Annotated in this window: 15 protein-coding genes and 4 pseudogenes; 13 read left to right on the top strand and 6 right to left on the bottom strand. The window is 59.9% G+C overall.

The window, feature by feature from the left end; all coding sequences use genetic code 11:
* Nucleotides 1–9: 9 nt before the first annotated feature.
* Nucleotides 10–957 (top strand): annotated as a pseudogene (locus GLX_RS16215) (DNA methyltransferase); the annotation flags it as partial.
* A gap of 34 nt (nucleotides 958–991) precedes the next feature.
* Here GLX_RS16215 and GLX_RS16210 read toward each other — a convergent pair.
* The 3 genes and pseudogenes from GLX_RS16210 to GLX_RS16200 all read right to left on the bottom strand — a co-directional run bounded on the left by GLX_RS16210 (nucleotide 992) and on the right by GLX_RS16200 (nucleotide 5811).
* The gene (locus tag GLX_RS16210) at nucleotides 992–1588 is read right to left on the bottom strand and encodes a recombinase family protein (protein ID WP_014106719.1); all 597 of its coding nucleotides are present in this window, start codon (nucleotides 1586–1588) and stop codon (nucleotides 992–994) included.
* A 129-nt stretch (nucleotides 1589–1717) separates the two neighbouring features.
* Nucleotides 1718–2782: pseudogene (locus tag GLX_RS16205) on the bottom strand (DUF4158 domain-containing protein); the annotation flags it as partial.
* A 59-nt stretch (nucleotides 2783–2841) separates the two neighbouring features.
* Nucleotides 2842–5811, bottom strand: a complete 2970-nt coding sequence (locus GLX_RS16200) for a Tn3 family transposase (protein ID WP_041247981.1) — start codon at nucleotides 5809–5811, stop codon at nucleotides 2842–2844.
* Nucleotides 5812–5950: 139 nt separating this feature from the next.
* Between GLX_RS16200 and GLX_RS16195 the strand changes: the two genes are divergently transcribed.
* The gene (locus tag GLX_RS16195; protein ID WP_004213243.1) at nucleotides 5951–6520 is read left to right on the top strand and encodes a recombinase family protein; all 570 of its coding nucleotides are present in this window, start codon (nucleotides 5951–5953) and stop codon (nucleotides 6518–6520) included.
* Nucleotides 6521–6612: 92 nt separating this feature from the next.
* On the opposite strand, the gene GLX_RS16190 is transcribed toward GLX_RS16195, so the two are convergent.
* Nucleotides 6613–7026: a MerR family transcriptional regulator gene (locus GLX_RS16190; RefSeq protein WP_004213241.1), complete on the bottom strand. Its 414-nt coding sequence runs from the start codon at nucleotides 7024–7026 to the stop codon at nucleotides 6613–6615.
* Nucleotides 7027–7104: 78 nt separating this feature from the next.
* Here GLX_RS16190 and GLX_RS16185 point away from each other — a divergent pair, with 78 nt between their 5' ends.
* The 7 genes from GLX_RS16185 (at nucleotide 7105) to GLX_RS16155 (ending at nucleotide 11502) form a co-directional block, all read left to right on the top strand.
* Nucleotides 7105–7503: a mercuric transporter MerT family protein gene (locus GLX_RS16185; RefSeq protein WP_004213240.1), complete on the top strand. Its 399-nt coding sequence runs from the start codon at nucleotides 7105–7107 to the stop codon at nucleotides 7501–7503.
* A 27-nt stretch (nucleotides 7504–7530) separates the two neighbouring features.
* Complete coding sequence (locus tag GLX_RS17855; protein WP_004213238.1) at nucleotides 7531–7863, top strand: heavy-metal-associated domain-containing protein; 333 nt, start codon at nucleotides 7531–7533, stop codon at nucleotides 7861–7863.
* Nucleotides 7864–7873: 10 nt separating this feature from the next.
* Nucleotides 7874–8122: a mercury resistance system transport protein MerF gene (gene merF, locus GLX_RS16175; protein WP_004213237.1), complete on the top strand. Its 249-nt coding sequence runs from the start codon at nucleotides 7874–7876 to the stop codon at nucleotides 8120–8122.
* Between the two features lie 2 nt (nucleotides 8123–8124).
* Complete coding sequence (merA, locus tag GLX_RS16170) at nucleotides 8125–9555, top strand: mercury(II) reductase (RefSeq protein WP_014106715.1); 1431 nt, start codon at nucleotides 8125–8127, stop codon at nucleotides 9553–9555.
* A gap of 11 nt (nucleotides 9556–9566) precedes the next feature.
* Nucleotides 9567–10193, top strand: coding sequence for an organomercurial lyase MerB (merB, locus tag GLX_RS16165; protein ID WP_041247987.1), 627 nt, complete (start codon nucleotides 9567–9569; stop codon nucleotides 10191–10193).
* Nucleotides 10194–10252: 59 nt separating this feature from the next.
* Complete coding sequence (merD, locus tag GLX_RS16160) at nucleotides 10253–10654, top strand: mercuric resistance transcriptional repressor MerD (protein WP_037492485.1); 402 nt, start codon at nucleotides 10253–10255, stop codon at nucleotides 10652–10654.
* 203 nt (nucleotides 10655–10857) lie between these two features.
* Nucleotides 10858–11502 (top strand): MgtC/SapB family protein, encoded by a 645-nt coding sequence (locus GLX_RS16155; RefSeq protein WP_004213231.1) that lies wholly within the window; start codon nucleotides 10858–10860, stop codon nucleotides 11500–11502.
* A 121-nt stretch (nucleotides 11503–11623) separates the two neighbouring features.
* Here the strand turns inward: GLX_RS16155 and GLX_RS17850 are convergent.
* Nucleotides 11624–11827, bottom strand: a pseudogene (locus tag GLX_RS17850) (DUF4158 domain-containing protein); the annotation flags it as partial.
* Between the two features lie 125 nt (nucleotides 11828–11952).
* Here GLX_RS17850 and GLX_RS16145 point away from each other — a divergent pair.
* The 4 genes and pseudogenes from GLX_RS16145 (at nucleotide 11953) to GLX_RS17840 (ending at nucleotide 14066) form a co-directional block, all read left to right on the top strand.
* Nucleotides 11953–12567, top strand: coding sequence for a recombinase family protein (locus tag GLX_RS16145; RefSeq protein ID WP_010512305.1), 615 nt, complete (start codon nucleotides 11953–11955; stop codon nucleotides 12565–12567).
* 22 nt (nucleotides 12568–12589) lie between these two features.
* A pseudogene (locus GLX_RS16140) lies at nucleotides 12590–12940 on the top strand (recombinase family protein); the annotation flags it as partial.
* Between the two features lie 181 nt (nucleotides 12941–13121).
* Nucleotides 13122–13781: a ParA family partition ATPase gene (gene parA / locus GLX_RS17845; protein ID WP_010666790.1), complete on the top strand. Its 660-nt coding sequence runs from the start codon at nucleotides 13122–13124 to the stop codon at nucleotides 13779–13781.
* 27 nt (nucleotides 13782–13808) lie between these two features.
* The gene (locus tag GLX_RS17840; RefSeq protein WP_010505208.1) at nucleotides 13809–14066 is read left to right on the top strand and encodes a ribbon-helix-helix domain-containing protein; all 258 of its coding nucleotides are present in this window, start codon (nucleotides 13809–13811) and stop codon (nucleotides 14064–14066) included.
* Nucleotides 14067–14105: 39 nt separating this feature from the next.
* Here GLX_RS17840 and GLX_RS16135 read toward each other — a convergent pair whose 3' ends face one another.
* Nucleotides 14106–15161, bottom strand: coding sequence for a replication initiator protein A (locus tag GLX_RS16135; protein ID WP_010666791.1), 1056 nt, complete (start codon nucleotides 15159–15161; stop codon nucleotides 14106–14108).

Here is a 15161-nt window from a genome sequence, read left to right as displayed (position 1 = left end):
CATTTACACACGCATCTGGCTGATCGGTTTGGGTTTTTCCTGCCCCTGGCGGGCATTACGACCGTTCAGAAGATCAAGAACAACCCAATCGATGTGAAGGCCACGTCACGCCTGAACCGTCTTTATGTTGAGCTTCTGAAGGAAAATCCTGACTGGGCGACGGAAGAACGCCGCCATGACATGAACCATTTCATGGCGCGTCTCATCTTCTGCTTTTTTGCCGAGGATACCGGGATCTTCCTGAACAATCTGTTCACCAGAACTATTCAGACCATGACGGAAGGGGCCACGGATCAGACGCATGAGGTCATGGCCGAGCTGTTCCGGACGATGGATCTGGATACGCGCAATGACGATCGTGAAAAGGGCGGGGTCAAATCCTGGGCCAGGGATTTCCCGTATGTAAACGGGAACCTGTTTTCCGGGACAACGGACTGCCCGAAATTTAACAAACTGGCCCGCACCTATCTTCTGCGTGCCGGGGAGCTGAACTGGGCGCAGATTAACCCGGATATCTTCGGGTCCATGATCCAGGCCGTGGCCGATGAAGGAGAGCGCGGTGCGCTGGGGATGCACTACACCAGCGTGCCCAACATCCGCAAAGTGCTCAATCCGCTGTTTCTGGATGGTCTGCGTGAGGAACTGGAAAAGGCAGGCCAGAATACCCAGAAGCTACATGCCCTCAAGGAGCGTCTGTCCGGCATTCGGGTATTCGATCCGGCCTGTGGATCGGGCAATTTTCTCGTGATTGCCTATAAGGACATGCGGGAAATTCAGAGCGAGATTGATGATCGACTGAAGATAGAGCGGGCGGAACGGAAATCGGTCATTCCTCTGGCCAATTTCTATGGGATTGAGATCCGTGATTTTGCGGTGGAAATCGCGCGATTGTCGCTTCTGATCGCAGAATTCCAGAGTGACGAAATCCATATCGACCAGAAACAGGCCCGCCTGAATGGGGTCACGACACGAAAGTGTACTTTACGTACGCTTAGAGTGAACCCAACAAGAACGTTGAGGCTGTTCTGCTGAGAGCTCGATAGACTGTCGGACGAGAGATGGAAAAGACTTCGGCTAGATCGCTGATGGAGTAATCGCCGGTATCATACATCCGGCGAAGCTCCTTCTGCTGCCGGTCAGAGAGCTTAGGTTTTTTCCCGCGTAGCTTGCCTTTGGCGCGGGCGACCGCCATGCCTTCGCGGGTGCGCATCCGGATCAGATCGGCTTCAAACTCCGCGAAAGTCGCCAAGATGTTGAAAAACAGTCTACCCATCGGATCTGACGGATCGTGAATGCTGCTCCCAAGTTGAAGCTTCACACCACGGGCTGTCAGACTATCGCCAATGGCTCGCGCGTCAGGGACAGATCGGGCCAGCCGATCAAGCTTTGGCACGACCAAAGTATCGCCACTGCGAACAGCCGCAAGGGCTTGATCAAGGCCGGGTCGCTCCCGGTTCGTGCCAGTAAAGCCTTTGTCCGTGTAGATGCGATCGGCAGCGACACCGAGTTTGAGAAGTTCCTGCTGCTGGACCGCGAGGTCCTGTTTGTCCGTCGAGCATCGGGCATAGCCGATCAATGTGTGCGTCATGCGGGAAAGTGTAACGTATAACGCCCCATCAATGCAAAAAATATGGTACCATCTATATGAGACTCGGCTTTCGGCTGTTTTTCTGCCTTGGCAGGTGAACCAGTGATCGTCCGTTCAATGATCGGATTTGATCCCGCTCTGTAGCAGCGCGATAGCTGTCAGAAGAGGCTTGGCAATCGGCGCCGCCTGCATGTCGAGCAGGCGCAGCATCCTGGGCGCATAGAGGCGGAAGCGATGATAGCCGTCCAGCACACGGCTGAGCGGGTCGGCAGCGAGCACATTGGTCAACGCAGAGGCCGTGGCGACAAGGGTTCTGAACCGTTCCCAGCCTGGACCGGTGGTGATTATCCCGTCCAGGGATGCGCCATCGTCCTGCGCTCCAAGCAAAGCACCACCGATTTCAGCAAAAGACTTCAGCGTGTCCCGAACGGCCGCCTTTTCGTCGGCGATCTTGGTGCTGCAAAGGCGTTCGGAGACCCGATAGAGACGGCCTATGATGCGATCGTGGGTCTCCACGATGACATCAGCCAGAGATGACCGCCATTCCATGGTGCAGACAGCGAGGATTGCAAGCCGCCTGCCTTCGGGCAGATCGCGCATGCCGTCGGCGTAATAGCGCTCGCCCTGCCGGCGAAGGCGGGTCACACGATGCGCGGGAACGCCGTCCAGCAAATCTGCCGGAAGATCGAACTTGTGGAGATATTCCAGTCGATCCATCAGCCGATTGGCCGCCGCCGAATTTGCGCCAACTTCGAACTGTCGCAGCCATACGAAGCGGGTGATGCGACCATCCACCGTATTCTCTAACAGATGAGCCAAATTCTCGCTCAGGGCTGGTGTTATGCGATGGGCGATACGATCTTCGATCCTGCGTTCGGCCTTGACCAGTGCATCGGCACAAAGGCGCTCAATCGTTGAGAAACCGGGAAGGATTGTGCGGGTGCGGCGACACTCTGCAACGAAGCGACGGGCAAGATCCTCATTCGATGTCGCCGCCTCGGCTTCCCGAGCGATCCAATCGCGCAAATCCCGTGCGCCCCGCCCCGAAAAGGAGCGATAGCCGTAGATCCGGCGTAGGTCCGCCAGATGCTCATGCCGGGTCTCCTCGCGCGCGGCATAGAGGAGTAGATCGTCACGGCTCAGCCCGAGCTGGGCCGCGATGAAATCCGATACCTGTGCCGGGATCAGCTCGCCAGAGGGCGTAGCGTGGAAAGTACGCCAGACAACGCTAAGGACGAACAGTCAGGGAACGCTTAGGCGACGCGGCTATCCGGCGGCAGATTGAGGGCCTTGCGGCCATTGGAAGCAGCGGCTCTATCCCAGAGGAAATCGCCGGAGAAAGCAATATGCTCCCAGCCAACAGGGGAGGTATGGGCAAGCAGATCATCAGGCACCGCGACCGATGTTGACCGGAGATGTTGGGCAGCGGCATCCATGTAGATCGTGTTCCAATAGACGATCGCGGCGATGACCAGGTTGAGGCCGGATGCGCGATATTTCTGTGCCTCATGACTGCGGTCGATGATCCGACCCTGGCGGAATGTGTAGATCGCCTGCGTCAGGGCATGGCGCTGCTCGCTGTTGTTGAGGCCGGCATGGCATCGCCGGCGTAGATCGGGATTTTCCAGCCAATCCAGCATGAACAGCGTCCGCTCGATTTTGCCGATTTCCTGTAGCGCGACGTCGAGCTGGAGCTGCCGCTCATAGGCGGCGAGCTTTCGCAGCATGACCGACGGCGCCACGTGTCCGGCCTTGATCGACCCTACGAGGCGCAGCACGTCGTCCCATTGCTCAGCGATGATGTCGGACCGGATGCGCTTTCCCAATAGCGGGGTGAGGGACGGATAAGCTGCAACCGGCGCGATCGTCGCGAGCCGTCGGTCGGGAAAGTCGCGCAGGCGCGGGCAGAAGCGAAATCCAAGCATGGCGCACAGGGCAAAGACATGATCGGTCGCCCCGCCCGTGTCGGTGTAATGCTCGGCGATTTTCAGATCGGTGCCGTGGCTGGTGAGGCCGTCGAGGACATAGGGCGCCTCATGCGTCGCCGCTGAGATCACGTTGACGTGGTAAGGCGCGCGCTGATCGGAATTATGGGTGTAGAAGCTGAAGCCATGATCGACGCCATAGCGGGCGTTGATGTCGCCCCCCGATGCGCCGCGCTTCGCGCCCCTGAAGAACTGGCCATCGGAACTGGACGTGGTGCCATCGCCCCAGACCCGCGAGAATGGCAGGCGGTGGTGCGCATTGATGAGGACGGCGAGCGCCGCGCGGTAGCTGTCGTCGCGGATATAGGCGTCATGGGTCCACAGGAGCTGATCGCGCGTGACGCCCTGGCTCGCCGCCGCCATGCGCGACAGGCCGAGATTGGTCGCATCGGCGAGGATCGTGGCGAGCAGCGCGTTTTCATTGGGACACGGCTCGCCGGTGCGCAGGTTGGTGAACGCCGCAAGAAAGCCGGTTTCCCGCGCCACCTCATGCAGCAGCTCGGTGATGCGGATACGTGGCATCATGGCATCGAGCCGGTCGGCCAGCGCTTCGGCGTCGGGCGTCGCGATCGCGCGTACCGGCGATATCTGGAGGCGGGCGTCGCGGTATCGCACACCCTCCAGAGCGTCGCGCTTCAGGCGCTGGGCAAATTTCTTCAGCCGCCAGTCCAGTTCGCGGCCCCGCTGTTCGAGCCATTCGCCGGCTGTGGGTGGCAGGCCAAGAGCCGACACGATCGGCTTCGCCTTCGGTACGCTCAGCAGGTAGCTGTCGAACCGGCGGTATCCCGCCGATCGCTCCACCCAGACATCCCCGGAACGCAGCTTGTTGCGAAGATGCGCGATCGTCGCGATTTCCCAGAGCCGCCGGTTGATCTTGCCGTCATCGCCCACAACGATTTTCCGCCATTCCTTGCGGAAAGGCATCGGAGCGTCGGAGGGCAGATCGCGCTTGCCCGACTTGTTGAGGGTGCGCAGTATTTCAATGGCGGCGATCGTTTTCGCGCTGCCCTTTCCGGCCCTGAACTGGAGCGCTTCAAGCAGGTCGGGGGCGAACTTGCGCAACGTCGCATAGCGATCGGCCGCGACCGTCAGTGGGTCGAGGCTGGCGGTTTCCGCGATCGTCGCCACTTCCGGCCTGGCCCTCAGGAGGGTGTTCCACCCGACCGAGGCGTCCAGGGCCTCTATAGGGTCTTCGCCGGTATCGACCGCATCGGTGAGCGTGTCGATCGTCCTGCGAAAGATCAGCATCAGTCGCGCCACGTTCTTCGACGTGGTGGCATAGTTGCGCGTTTGGGCGTTCTTCGCGCGGGTGAAGATGCTGCCGATCAGCTTGTCCGCCATCTCTAGGGCGCTGTCGGTCAGCCGTTCTTCAAGATCGAGCAGGAAGGCAACCAGCGTGGCGCGCCGCCGGGAGGGAATATATCGCTCGGTCATATAGGCAGGCGAAGCGCGGCCTTCCGTGACATATTGCCGAAGTCGGTCCGCATGGATGCGACCAGCCACCTCCCGGGAGATGCCGATCTTTCGCACTTGCCGCAAGCGGTCGAGAATCTGGCGGATATGATCGGGCTTGGCAGCGACAGGGATGGTCTTGAGGAATGCGAGCTGGCTCATGCCGCCGGCGTCGTCAAAGAGCTGGTCAAGGGCTTGGACCTGTTCAGTGCTGAGATCGGCAATCAGGGCGTAGGCAGCCTGCTTGCGGGCACGCGCACGCCCCGCGCTGCTGGCGCGCTCGATGGTGGAGATGGACGGTAGCAGAATCCGGGCCTCGCGAAGGGCGGTGACGACGCCGCTTGCGATCGTCATCCCCTTGTCGGTTGCCCATGCCGTTTTCGCGGCCGCTTCTATCATAAAGGGGATATCGGCGCGGGTCGGCCCCCGAAGGCCTAGGCGCGCCGCCAGCTCGCGGGCATGGTCCGTCATCGTTTGATCCCGTGCGGCATAGTCGGCCAGATCAGTTACGCGCAGGCCAAGCTGCTCCGCGACGAAAGCGGCGAGATCATGGGGTATCGCTCCCCTGTCGCGTATCAATTGCGCGAGGGCGATGCCCGGATGCCGCAAAAGGGCGAGCTGCAGCGCGACGCCCAACCGGTTCCGTCGCTCCCGCCGCGCGCCGATGATCTCAATGTCCGCAGGCTCGAAGGTATAGAGCCGGGCCAGATGGTCACGATCGGTCGGGATCGCGAGGATCTGGCCGCGCTCGCTTTCGGTCAAGAGTTGATGCTTGCGCTTTGTCATGCCGATTCCTGTCCACAAAAGGTCAATTGCGACTATGGACAGGCATGAGTAAAGAGACATAGTATGTGGACGGATATGGGTGGGGTGAAGCGGTCGCGCTTCAGAGCGTCCACAGAACGACCGTTTGGGAGACGCCGGCATGAGCGATATTCTGGGCTATGCCCGTGTCAGCACCGGCGATCAGGATGTGGCGGGGCAGACCATACGTCTCGAGAAAGCCGGTGCCATTAAGGTGTTCACCGACGTCATGTCCGGCAAGAGCATGGATCGTCCCGGCCTCGTCGAACTTCTCGCCTACGCCCGCAAGGGCGACACGCTGGCCGTGGTGCGCCTCGATCGGCTCGGACGCTCGCTCGCCGAGCTTCTCGCTACGGTCGAGAAGCTGCGCGCCCAGGGCGTGGCGTTGCTGAGCCTTGAGGAGAAGATCGACACGTCGTCGGCCGCTGGCGAACTGATCTTCCATGTGTTCGGGGCCATCGCCCATTTCGAGCGGCGCCTGATCTCCGAACGGACGAAAGATGGCATCGCTGCTGCCCGCGCCAAGGGAAAGCGGCCTGGCCGTCAGCCCCTCGACATGGCCAGGGTCGATGCCGCCATCAAACTGGTGGAAGCCCGGATATCGCCAACGGAAGCCGCAAGGCAGCTCGGTATCGGCCGATCAACCATCTACCGGGAAATGCGCAGATTGGGTATCGAGCGCCCCGCCTGATCGGCGGGGTAGGGTGGAGAATTGCAGTCGTTCCGCTGTTGCGCAAGAAGGGGTAGTTTGCGGGAGAACACGAAATCCTAACGCTCAGCGGGTCATGAGGCGAGCACCTCGATGATCGGGCAGTCCGGCACCATATCGCCGGAGCATTGCGCGGCGGTCTGGGTCAGCACTTTCTCGATGCGCCTGAGATCGGCGATCTTCGCGCGCACATCGGCCAGATGCCGCTCAGTGCGCTCCTTGACCTCTGCGCAGGTCTGCGCGCCGCCCTCGACGAGGGCAAGCAGGCCGCGTACTTCGTCGAGCGAAAAGCCGAGTTCGCGGCCGCGCAAGATGAAGCGCAGGCGGGATACGTGGTCCTCGCCATAAATGCGGTAGCCGGAGGCCGTGCGCGGCGGGTCCGGCATCATACCGATTTTCTCGTAATAGCGGATGGTTTCCAGATTGCAGCCCGTAAGCTTGGCCAAGTCAGCGCGCTGCATTCCCTTCCCGAAAACGTGATCGCTCATCGGTCCAAAAAACCTCTTAAGTCTGTAGTACCTACAGAGCGTAGCATGAAGTGGAATAGCAATCGAGAGGCGAGTCGCATGGATCGCGCTAATATGCAAATGCAGGTTCTTGAGCAGCCAAAGGCAACGGCGAGCCGCCGGCCAGGATGGTTCGCGGCGGGCGGTGTGGTCGGAGCGATCCTCGCCTCGACGTGCTGCATCGCGCCGCTTCTCTTGTTGATGCTCGGCGTTTCCGGCGCCTGGATGGGCAACCTCACGGCCCTTGAACCCTACAAGCCCTACGCCGCCGCCGTAGCGCTCGTCTTTATCGGGCTCGGATTCCGGCAGGTCTATTTCAAGCCGAAGGGGGCCTGCGCGGAAGATTCCTACTGCGCTCGGCCGCAAGCCTCGCGCATCACCAAGTCGGCGCTGTGGCTGGCCACGGTTCTGGTCCTCCTTGCCCTGACAATCAGCTGGTGGGCGCCGCTGTTCTACTGATCACGCTACCCCATAGGAGAAACCCATATGAAACGCCCCCTTCTCATCGCGCTCGGCGCGGCGGCCCTGGGCGCCGCCGGCCTTCTCTCGGCGCCGACGATTTCACCGCTCGCCGCGCAAGCTGCCCCCGCGCAAGCCGCCGCGGTCCAGAAGACAACGTTCAGCATCGAAAACATGACGTGCGCCATGTGCCCGGTGACAGTGACAAAGGCGATGAAAGGCGTCGCCGGAGTGAAGTCCGTCACTGTCGACTTCGCCGCCAAGACGGCGACGGTCATTTATGACCCGGCGACCGCCACCGTCGCAGCCATTGCCGCCGCGTCCACCAATGCCGGCTATCCGGCCCGCCCGGCGGGATGAGGACCGCAGCATGAAGGACGCAACGCTTCTGAAGACCGGCATCGCCGGCTCGCTCATTGCTGTGATCTGCTGCGCCACGCCTTTGCTGGTTGTCCTGCTCGGCGCGATCGGGTTGTCGGCCTGGCTGGGCTGGATCGATTATGTCCTCATGCCGGCGCTCGCCTTCTTTGTCGCGCTCACCGGCTATGGCCTCTGGCGCCGACAACGCGCCGCAGATTGCTGTGCGACTGAAACACAAACGAACAAGGAAAATAGCTGAACATGTCAGACTGCTGCACCACCGAAGGAAGCCGTAAGGGCGGCTACGACCTTGCCGTCATCGGCGCCGGATCGGCCGGATTCTCGGCCGCGATCACCGCCGCCGATCAGGGCGCCAATGTCGCGCTGATCGGCCACGGCACCATCGGCGGCACCTGCGTCAATGTCGGCTGCGTGCCGTCGAAGACGATGATCCGCGCGGCCGAGGCGCTGCATGGTGTGCGGGCCGCGCAACGCTTTCCCGGCCTGGTCGGGGAAGCAAGCGTGGCCAACTGGCCCGCGCTCGTCGCGGCCAAGGACGAGCTGGTCACCAGCTTGCGGCAGAAGAAATATATTGACCTGCTGCCCGAGTACAACGGCGTTGCCTATCTGGAAGGCGCGGCGCGTCTGAACGGGCAGGGCGTGATGGTGAATGGCGCCGCGATTTCAGCGGGCAAGATCATCATCGCGACCGGCTCCTCGCCGGCCCTGCCGGACATTCCCGGCATTGAGGAGGTGCCTTATCTCACCAGCACGACTGCCCTGGAACTTGGCGCGCTACCGCGCTCATTGCTCGTCATCGGCGGCGGCTATATCGGCTGCGAACTGGCGCAGATGTTCGCGCGCTTCGGCGTGGCGGTGACGCTCATCACCCGCCGCCGCTTGCTGCCGGAGGCCGAGCCGGAAATCTCCGAGGCGCTGACCGGCTATCTCCGCGACGAGGGCATTACCGTCCGGACCGGACTAACTTATCGCGGAATCGCGCGCACGGCTGCCGGCGTCGAGCTGAGTATCACCACCGACGGCGCACAGCAGGTGATCGCCGCCGAGCAGGTGCTCGTAGCCACCGGACGGGCGCCGAATACCGATGGCCTCGGCCTTGTCGAAGCGGGCATCGCCCAAGCCGACAACGGCAGTGTGGTCGTGGACGACCGGATGCGCACCTCGAGACCGGATGTCTATGCGGCCGGCGACGTCACCGGTCGCGATCAGTTTGTCTATATGGCGGCCTATGGCGCGAAGCTCGCCGCGCACAACGCGCTGAACGGCGACGACCTCGTCTACGACAATACGGTCATGCCCTGGGTCACGTTTACCGACCCACAGGTGGCGGGCGTGGGACTGAGCGAAAGGGCAGCGCAGGCAGCGGGCTTCGAGACCAAGACCTCGATCGTCGCCCTCGACCAGGTGCCGCGGGCACTGGCCGCTCGCGACACACGGGGGTTGATCAAGCTGGTCGCTGACAAAACGTCCGATCGCCTGCTGGGCGGTCAAATCGTCGCGCCCGAGGGAGCCGACAGCATCCAGACCATGGTGCTCGCGATCAAACACGGCATGACGACGAAGGCGCTGGGCGAGACGATCTTTCCCTATCTCACCACGGTCGAGGGCCTGAAACTCGCCGCACAGGGCTTCGGCAAGGATGTGGCAAAACTGTCCTGCTGCGCAGGATGAAAGAGAGCGTCATGAGCCCCACTACATATATCGAGCATTTCCCGTTGATCAGTCGGTCTCAAGATTCCGCGGAACTCCTCGTCGCGCTGTTGCGGGAACTCGCCAAGGGGCGCCCGGTATCGCGAACCACGCTTGCCGGGATTCTCAACTGGCCTGATGAGCGCATCGCCGCCGTGCTCGCGCAAACCGCCAGTACCGAATATGATGATGACGGAAACATCATCGGCCACGGCCTCACCCTACGCGAAACGGCGCATTCCTTCGAGATCGACGGCCGCCGCCTCTACGCCTGGTGCGCTTTGGATACATTGATGTTTCCGGCGCTGCTCGGCTGTACAGCCCGCGTCTCATCGCGTTGCGCTGCCACCGGAGCGCCCGTTTCGCTTACCGTGTCACCAAACGAGATACGGGCTGTTGAACCCGCCGACGTGGCGGTGTCGTTGGTGCCGCCGCAGGAAACGAACGACGTTCGTCGGTCCTTCTGCTGCCACGTCCATTTCTTTGCTTCTACCCATGTGGCGCAAGACTGGGCCTCCAAGCGTCCGGGGTTGACCATCATCGGCGTTCGGGAGGCTTTTTGTGTGGGCCAGGAGCTGAATCGACAGCTGTTGCACCCGCCACACCGGGCAACGCCATGATCGCATACAACCCAGTTGACATCGGATTTGCAGCGCGCGGATCGAACTCCGGGGAGCGCATGCCCTGCCGACAGAGGAGGGAGGTGTCCGATGCCCCCTACACAGCGTCCCGTCTGGCCCATGATGCCGGAGTGAGCGTACATATTGTGCGCGACTATGTGCTGCGCGGGCTGCTGCGCCCGGCGCGCCGCACGCAGAGCGGTCACCGTCTCTATGACGATCATGCGCTGGAGCGGATGCGCTTCGTGCGCACCTTGTTCGAGGCGGGCGTCGGCCTCGATGAACTGACCAGGCTGTGTCACGCTCTGGACGGCGGCGGCGGCGATGCCATCGAATTTCTGCTATGCCTGCGGGCACGACTTGCCGCGCGGCGCGCGGCCCTGGACGTGCTGGACGGGCATCTGGAGCAAATGATTTCCGCCATCGGTGCCGACACCGCCAAAGAATCCGCCCGTGCCTGACAACCCTGCTTCCGAATCATCCTTCCACTGCCGCCTTTGGCCGGGCGGGTCGCCGCAATTGCGCCCGGCCAGCGCCGCATCGCTGACCATAGGCGATCATACCCGTGCCCCCGCCCGGGCGATCGCCTGTTCGCGGCGGCGATGCGGCGCATCATCTCTCGTCGCGCCGCGTTTGATTTCCGCCCCCCGTTCCTGCTGTGACAATGTCGTTTTCTGAGTTCATCATCGACACATTGCTGCCGCTTGTCGCCGCCGCGACGGTCGGCCTGACACTGGGCTTCGAGCGTGAACTGGCGCGCAAACCCGCAGGCCTTCGGACACAGTTTCTGATCACGTTGGGCACGGCCATATTCGTCCTGGCTGGGCGCTCAATTCCGGGGATGGAAACCGGACGGGTCGCGGCAAATGTGGTGACGGGCCTCGGGTTTCTGGGTGCGGGAGTTATATTGCAGCATCGCGGCACCGTGCGCGGGTTGACGACCGCCGCTCTTATCTGGGTGAACGGCGCGTTGGGCCTTGCTGCCGCCACGCAGGAGTATGTGTTGGCGGGCGTAGGCGTCGGTCTGGCGCTGGCCGCGCTGCGCGTGCTTGCGCTCATCGAAAAACGCTTAGGCGAAAAGTGGCAAATCCTCGAATATCAAATTACAACATATGAGAACGAGAGCGTTGTCCAAGCCATCCACGACGCTCTCAGCAAATGCCGATTACAGGAAGGTCCGCTTGCATACGAACGACAGGACGGGGTAACCCGGATGCATATCTCGTTCTGCGACACTCCCACGCGGCACCGTGAATTCTTGGAGCAGCTCCGCAAGATGTCAGACGTCACAGATGTCAGGGTGCTGTGACGTCAGGCTGTGATCAGGTTGATCGCGGTTACTCGATGGAGGCCCGCCCCTTCCCCGATCGACGGTTCTCCGAACGTTCTCACTTAGCGTTGTCTGGCGTACTTTCCACGCTGTGCCCTCCGCCAGGGGTGAGTACCCGGCCCGGGTAGCGCAGGACGCACAGTTGCAGCGCGAAGCCGAAACGGTTGTGGGCGCGCCGGCGCTGGCGGATATGCCCGAGATCCTCATCGCTAAGGGTATAGTGCCGCAGCAGATCACCTTGATCGACCGGTAAGTGAAACAGCGCCTCGCGCTGTCGATCGGTCAGGGTCACGCGACGCGGCATACATGCTCCTTATTCTTTCCAAGGTAAGGTTTGAGATAGTTTGATTGCGATGCTGGTTAAGATACACAATAGTGCAAGCTTATGTGCTCATGTTCGTCACCGCTTCAAACCAACGTTTAAGAAACATGCTGATCGGATATGCCCGCGTCTCCAAAGCCGATGGTTCCCAATCCCTCGACCTCCAGCACGACGCCCTGCGTGCCGCCGGTATCGAGCCAGGTAATATTTATGATGATCGTGCATCCGGTAGCCGCGATGATCGGCCCGGCTTAGCTGCATGCCTCAAATCCTTGCGCGACGGCGATGTGCTGGTGGTCTGGAAACTCGATCGCCTCGGGCGCTCGCTCGCCCACCTGGTCAACACCGTGAAGGATCTGTCAGACCGCAGGATCGGCCTGCGTGTGCTGACCGGAAAAGGCGCTCAGATCGACACCACGACCGCATCCGGCCGCATGGTGTTCGGTATCTTTGCCACTCTGGCCGAGTTCGAGCGGGATCTGATCCGCGAGCGCACCATGGCTGGCCTTGCCGCAGCCAGAGCGCGCGGACGAAAGGGAGGGCGAAAATTCGCCCTGACCAAAGCACAGGTGCGTCTCGCCCAGGCCGCCATGGCGCAGCGCGACACGTCTGTTTCCGATCTGTGCAAGGAACTCGGGATCGAGCGCGTCACTCTATACAGATATGTCGGACCGAAGGGCGAGCTCAGGGATTATGGGAAGCGCGTTCTCAGCTTAGCGTAGGATTTCGCCCCCTCCCGCAAACGACCCCATCTCCACGCTTCAGGAGCTGGAGAGCTATCGTGTTTCCCTGATCGCCATAACGGGGATGACGTTCGATCTGGCAACACCACATGGACGGATGCTGGCGACGGTTCTGGCCGGGATTGCAGAGTTCGAGCGGGATCTGATCAGCGAGCGGGTGAAGTCCGGTCTGGCCGCCGCCAGGGCGCGAGGGAAGGTTCTCGGCCGACAGAAAGGAGAGCGGCCGAAGTCTGACCGTCTGGCTCCGAAGGTTCTGGCGTTGGTGGCCGAAAAGCGGAGTTATCGGTGGATCGCCCGCGATCTGGGAATCAGCAAGAACACTGTCGCTGCCATTGTGCAGCGGGAAAGATAACACGTCACTGTGTTTATATGTTAATACATAAACATGATAGCATTATATGGGTGCTAACGGCATCGGTCTGAGACATACGGAATATTGGGTTCGATTAGATCGTCGATTTTTTTGAGGAAGATATTGAGTTATCAAAATAACATGGTAATTTGTTAATGTGTTAACGCAGAAACATGGTGACATGAAAACAATCGCGATCATTAGTCAGAAGGGAGGCGCTGGGAAGACGACGCTTGCCCTACACTTGGCTACTAGTGCCAGTGCCGCTGGATACGTTTCTCTGATCCTCGATACCGATCCCCAAGCGACTGCAAGTTCATGGAAAGCATGGCGGGGGGATGTCGAGCCTGATGTGGTGGATTGTGCGGCGCACGCCTTGTTATCAAGAAAGCTGGAACAAGCGTCCGAACTGGGCGCAGAACTATCGATAATAGATACCCCCCCACATGCCGATATTATGGCGCGTGAGGCGTGTCGTGTCGCTGATTTCTTGTTAATTCCATGCAGACCACGTGCTTTCGATATGGACGCTGTTAGAACAACGGCGGAACTTGTGCGAGCCAGTGGCAAGCCTGCCTTCGTGATTTTTACTGCGGGTCCTCCTCGTGCGCCCCAAGTTTATAAGGAGGCGGCCGAGGTTGTGGCGCAGTTTGGTATCCCTGTTGCTCCTGTTGTTTTGCCTGAGCGTGCAGTTTTTCATCATAGCGTTGGTTCCGGTCGTACCGCGCAGGAAGCAGAGCCGGAAAGCAAGGCTGCTGCTGATATAGCACTGTTGTGGAATTGGGTGTGTGATCAAGTTAACATGCCATCACACAAACAAGATGACACAAAAACGCGTTAGCAATTTTCTAAGTTGAGGATATACGGCATGAGTCGGTTTGCTGGTCTCAAAAAGACGGTCGCGCCATCGGTTGTGGAACCGGCAGCGCAAACGGTGGTAGAGAAAGCCCGCCCACGTAATCCGAGAGAAGGTAAGCGGGCTGTGGTGGGGTATTTTTCTCCAGCAGTTAGCAAGGGACTACATCAACTTGCGCTTGATACTGATACAACTATTCAGGGTTTGATCGGGGAGGCCATTGATGACTTGATGCGTAAGCACGGTCGTCATCCTTTTGGAGAGCGCTGATTATCTATTTAGATAGATTATGCTCGTATATTTGTACAATCAGGGTTGACCACGCTTAGCAAACCACGTCTCGCAGAATTTGATGAAATGCCGCTCAGGGTTCTTCGGAGCGATCTCGTTATCACCCAGCCACATGCGCCATTCTCTTTCGAGATGATGCACATCCCACCCTGGCGCGATGTTCCGAGCATCCCCGTAAATATCAGGATCGAGCGCACCCATCCAAGCCTCGGCTGCTGGCTCGGCAGCTTTCATTGTGCCGCGATTGATGAATGTTACCATGTCTTTCTGAGAATCGAATTCGACACGGTAATCCGGTAGATGATCGCTTGCAGCGAGGTTCTTTATCATCTGTCGGAATAATTTTTCTGGGCTTTGAGAGCCTGATTTTTTCAGTAGGATCTCAAGAGAGGCTTTCCATACCGCTTGCTGACCGCAATGTTTGCGAGCGAGTTCATAAACGCGTCGTTCCAGCGGTTTGCGTAGCCGGAAATAATCACGATGCAGTGTCAGAACATCATTGCTCTTAATTGCGTTAAAGACCCAATCCGACAGCTTGATCTCGCAATGCAATAGGCGACCGTCGAGGCCAAGTTTGCGGCGGATGGATGAAGCGTCGATCAGGCCAAAACCGTCCACCTGTTCTTCGTCGCCTGTAACAATGTTAGTGCGGATACGTGTGCCTTCAAGGCGGTCGAGGGCTTCGATGAGGGCTTTGTAGTCCTTACCTGCCGTTCCGCGATTGGTGAAGATGAGTAAGTCGCGGCTGCTGATCCTCACCCGTTGCGATACTTTTTCCCCGGCCTTTAGTTTCGCCATGATCTGCGAAATACAGTAAATCAGAATATCCTTATCGTAGATTGTAGCAAGACCCTTCACGCTTGGCGTGATTTCCAGCCATTGCCCGTTATGTTCATAGCGACGAACGGAAGTTTCGGGTTTTTTCGACAGGGAATAGAACGGATGCTCCATTTGCGGCATCACGTCCTTAAGCACGGCATCTGCCACGTCGCAGATGAATAAGTCATGCTGCGGATGACGCTCCGGCAGGAGGGCCTCATGAACAACAGGCAGATTCGGGGTTTCAGATACCAT

The sequence above is a fragment of the Komagataeibacter medellinensis NBRC 3288 genome, assembly GCF_000182745.2.
Classification (GTDB): Bacteria; Pseudomonadota; Alphaproteobacteria; order Acetobacterales; family Acetobacteraceae; genus Komagataeibacter; species Komagataeibacter medellinensis.
This window is presented reverse-complemented; position numbering and strand designations above follow the sequence as displayed.

Excerpts from the sequence above, each read along its gene's own strand:
- GLX_RS17840 (WP_010505208.1), top strand. The coding sequence starts at position 13,809 with ATGAGTCGGTTTGCTGGTCTCAAAAAGACGGTCGCGCCATCGGTTGTG.
- GLX_RS16200 (WP_041247981.1), bottom strand. The coding sequence starts at position 5,811 with ATGACAAAGCGCAAGCATCAACTCTTGACCGAAAGCGAGCGCGGCCAG.
- GLX_RS16145 (WP_010512305.1), top strand. The coding sequence starts at position 11,953 with ATGCTGATCGGATATGCCCGCGTCTCCAAAGCCGATGGTTCCCAATCC.
- GLX_RS16185 (WP_004213240.1), top strand. The coding sequence starts at position 7,105 with ATGGATCGCGCTAATATGCAAATGCAGGTTCTTGAGCAGCCAAAGGCA.
- GLX_RS16210 (WP_014106719.1), bottom strand. The coding sequence starts at position 1,588 with ATGACGCACACATTGATCGGCTATGCCCGATGCTCGACGGACAAACAG.
- merD (WP_037492485.1), top strand. The coding sequence starts at position 10,253 with ATGCCCTGCCGACAGAGGAGGGAGGTGTCCGATGCCCCCTACACAGCG.
- merF (WP_004213237.1), top strand. The coding sequence starts at position 7,874 with ATGAAGGACGCAACGCTTCTGAAGACCGGCATCGCCGGCTCGCTCATT.
- parA (WP_010666790.1), top strand. The coding sequence starts at position 13,122 with ATGAAAACAATCGCGATCATTAGTCAGAAGGGAGGCGCTGGGAAGACG.
- GLX_RS16155 (WP_004213231.1), top strand. The coding sequence starts at position 10,858 with ATGTCGTTTTCTGAGTTCATCATCGACACATTGCTGCCGCTTGTCGCC.
- GLX_RS16195 (WP_004213243.1), top strand. The coding sequence starts at position 5,951 with ATGAGCGATATTCTGGGCTATGCCCGTGTCAGCACCGGCGATCAGGAT.
- merB (WP_041247987.1), top strand. The coding sequence starts at position 9,567 with ATGAGCCCCACTACATATATCGAGCATTTCCCGTTGATCAGTCGGTCT.
- GLX_RS16190 (WP_004213241.1), bottom strand. The coding sequence starts at position 7,026 with ATGAGCGATCACGTTTTCGGGAAGGGAATGCAGCGCGCTGACTTGGCC.
- GLX_RS16135 (WP_010666791.1), bottom strand. The coding sequence starts at position 15,161 with ATGGTATCTGAAACCCCGAATCTGCCTGTTGTTCATGAGGCCCTCCTG.
- GLX_RS17855 (WP_004213238.1), top strand. The coding sequence starts at position 7,531 with ATGAAACGCCCCCTTCTCATCGCGCTCGGCGCGGCGGCCCTGGGCGCC.
- merA (WP_014106715.1), top strand. The coding sequence starts at position 8,125 with ATGTCAGACTGCTGCACCACCGAAGGAAGCCGTAAGGGCGGCTACGAC.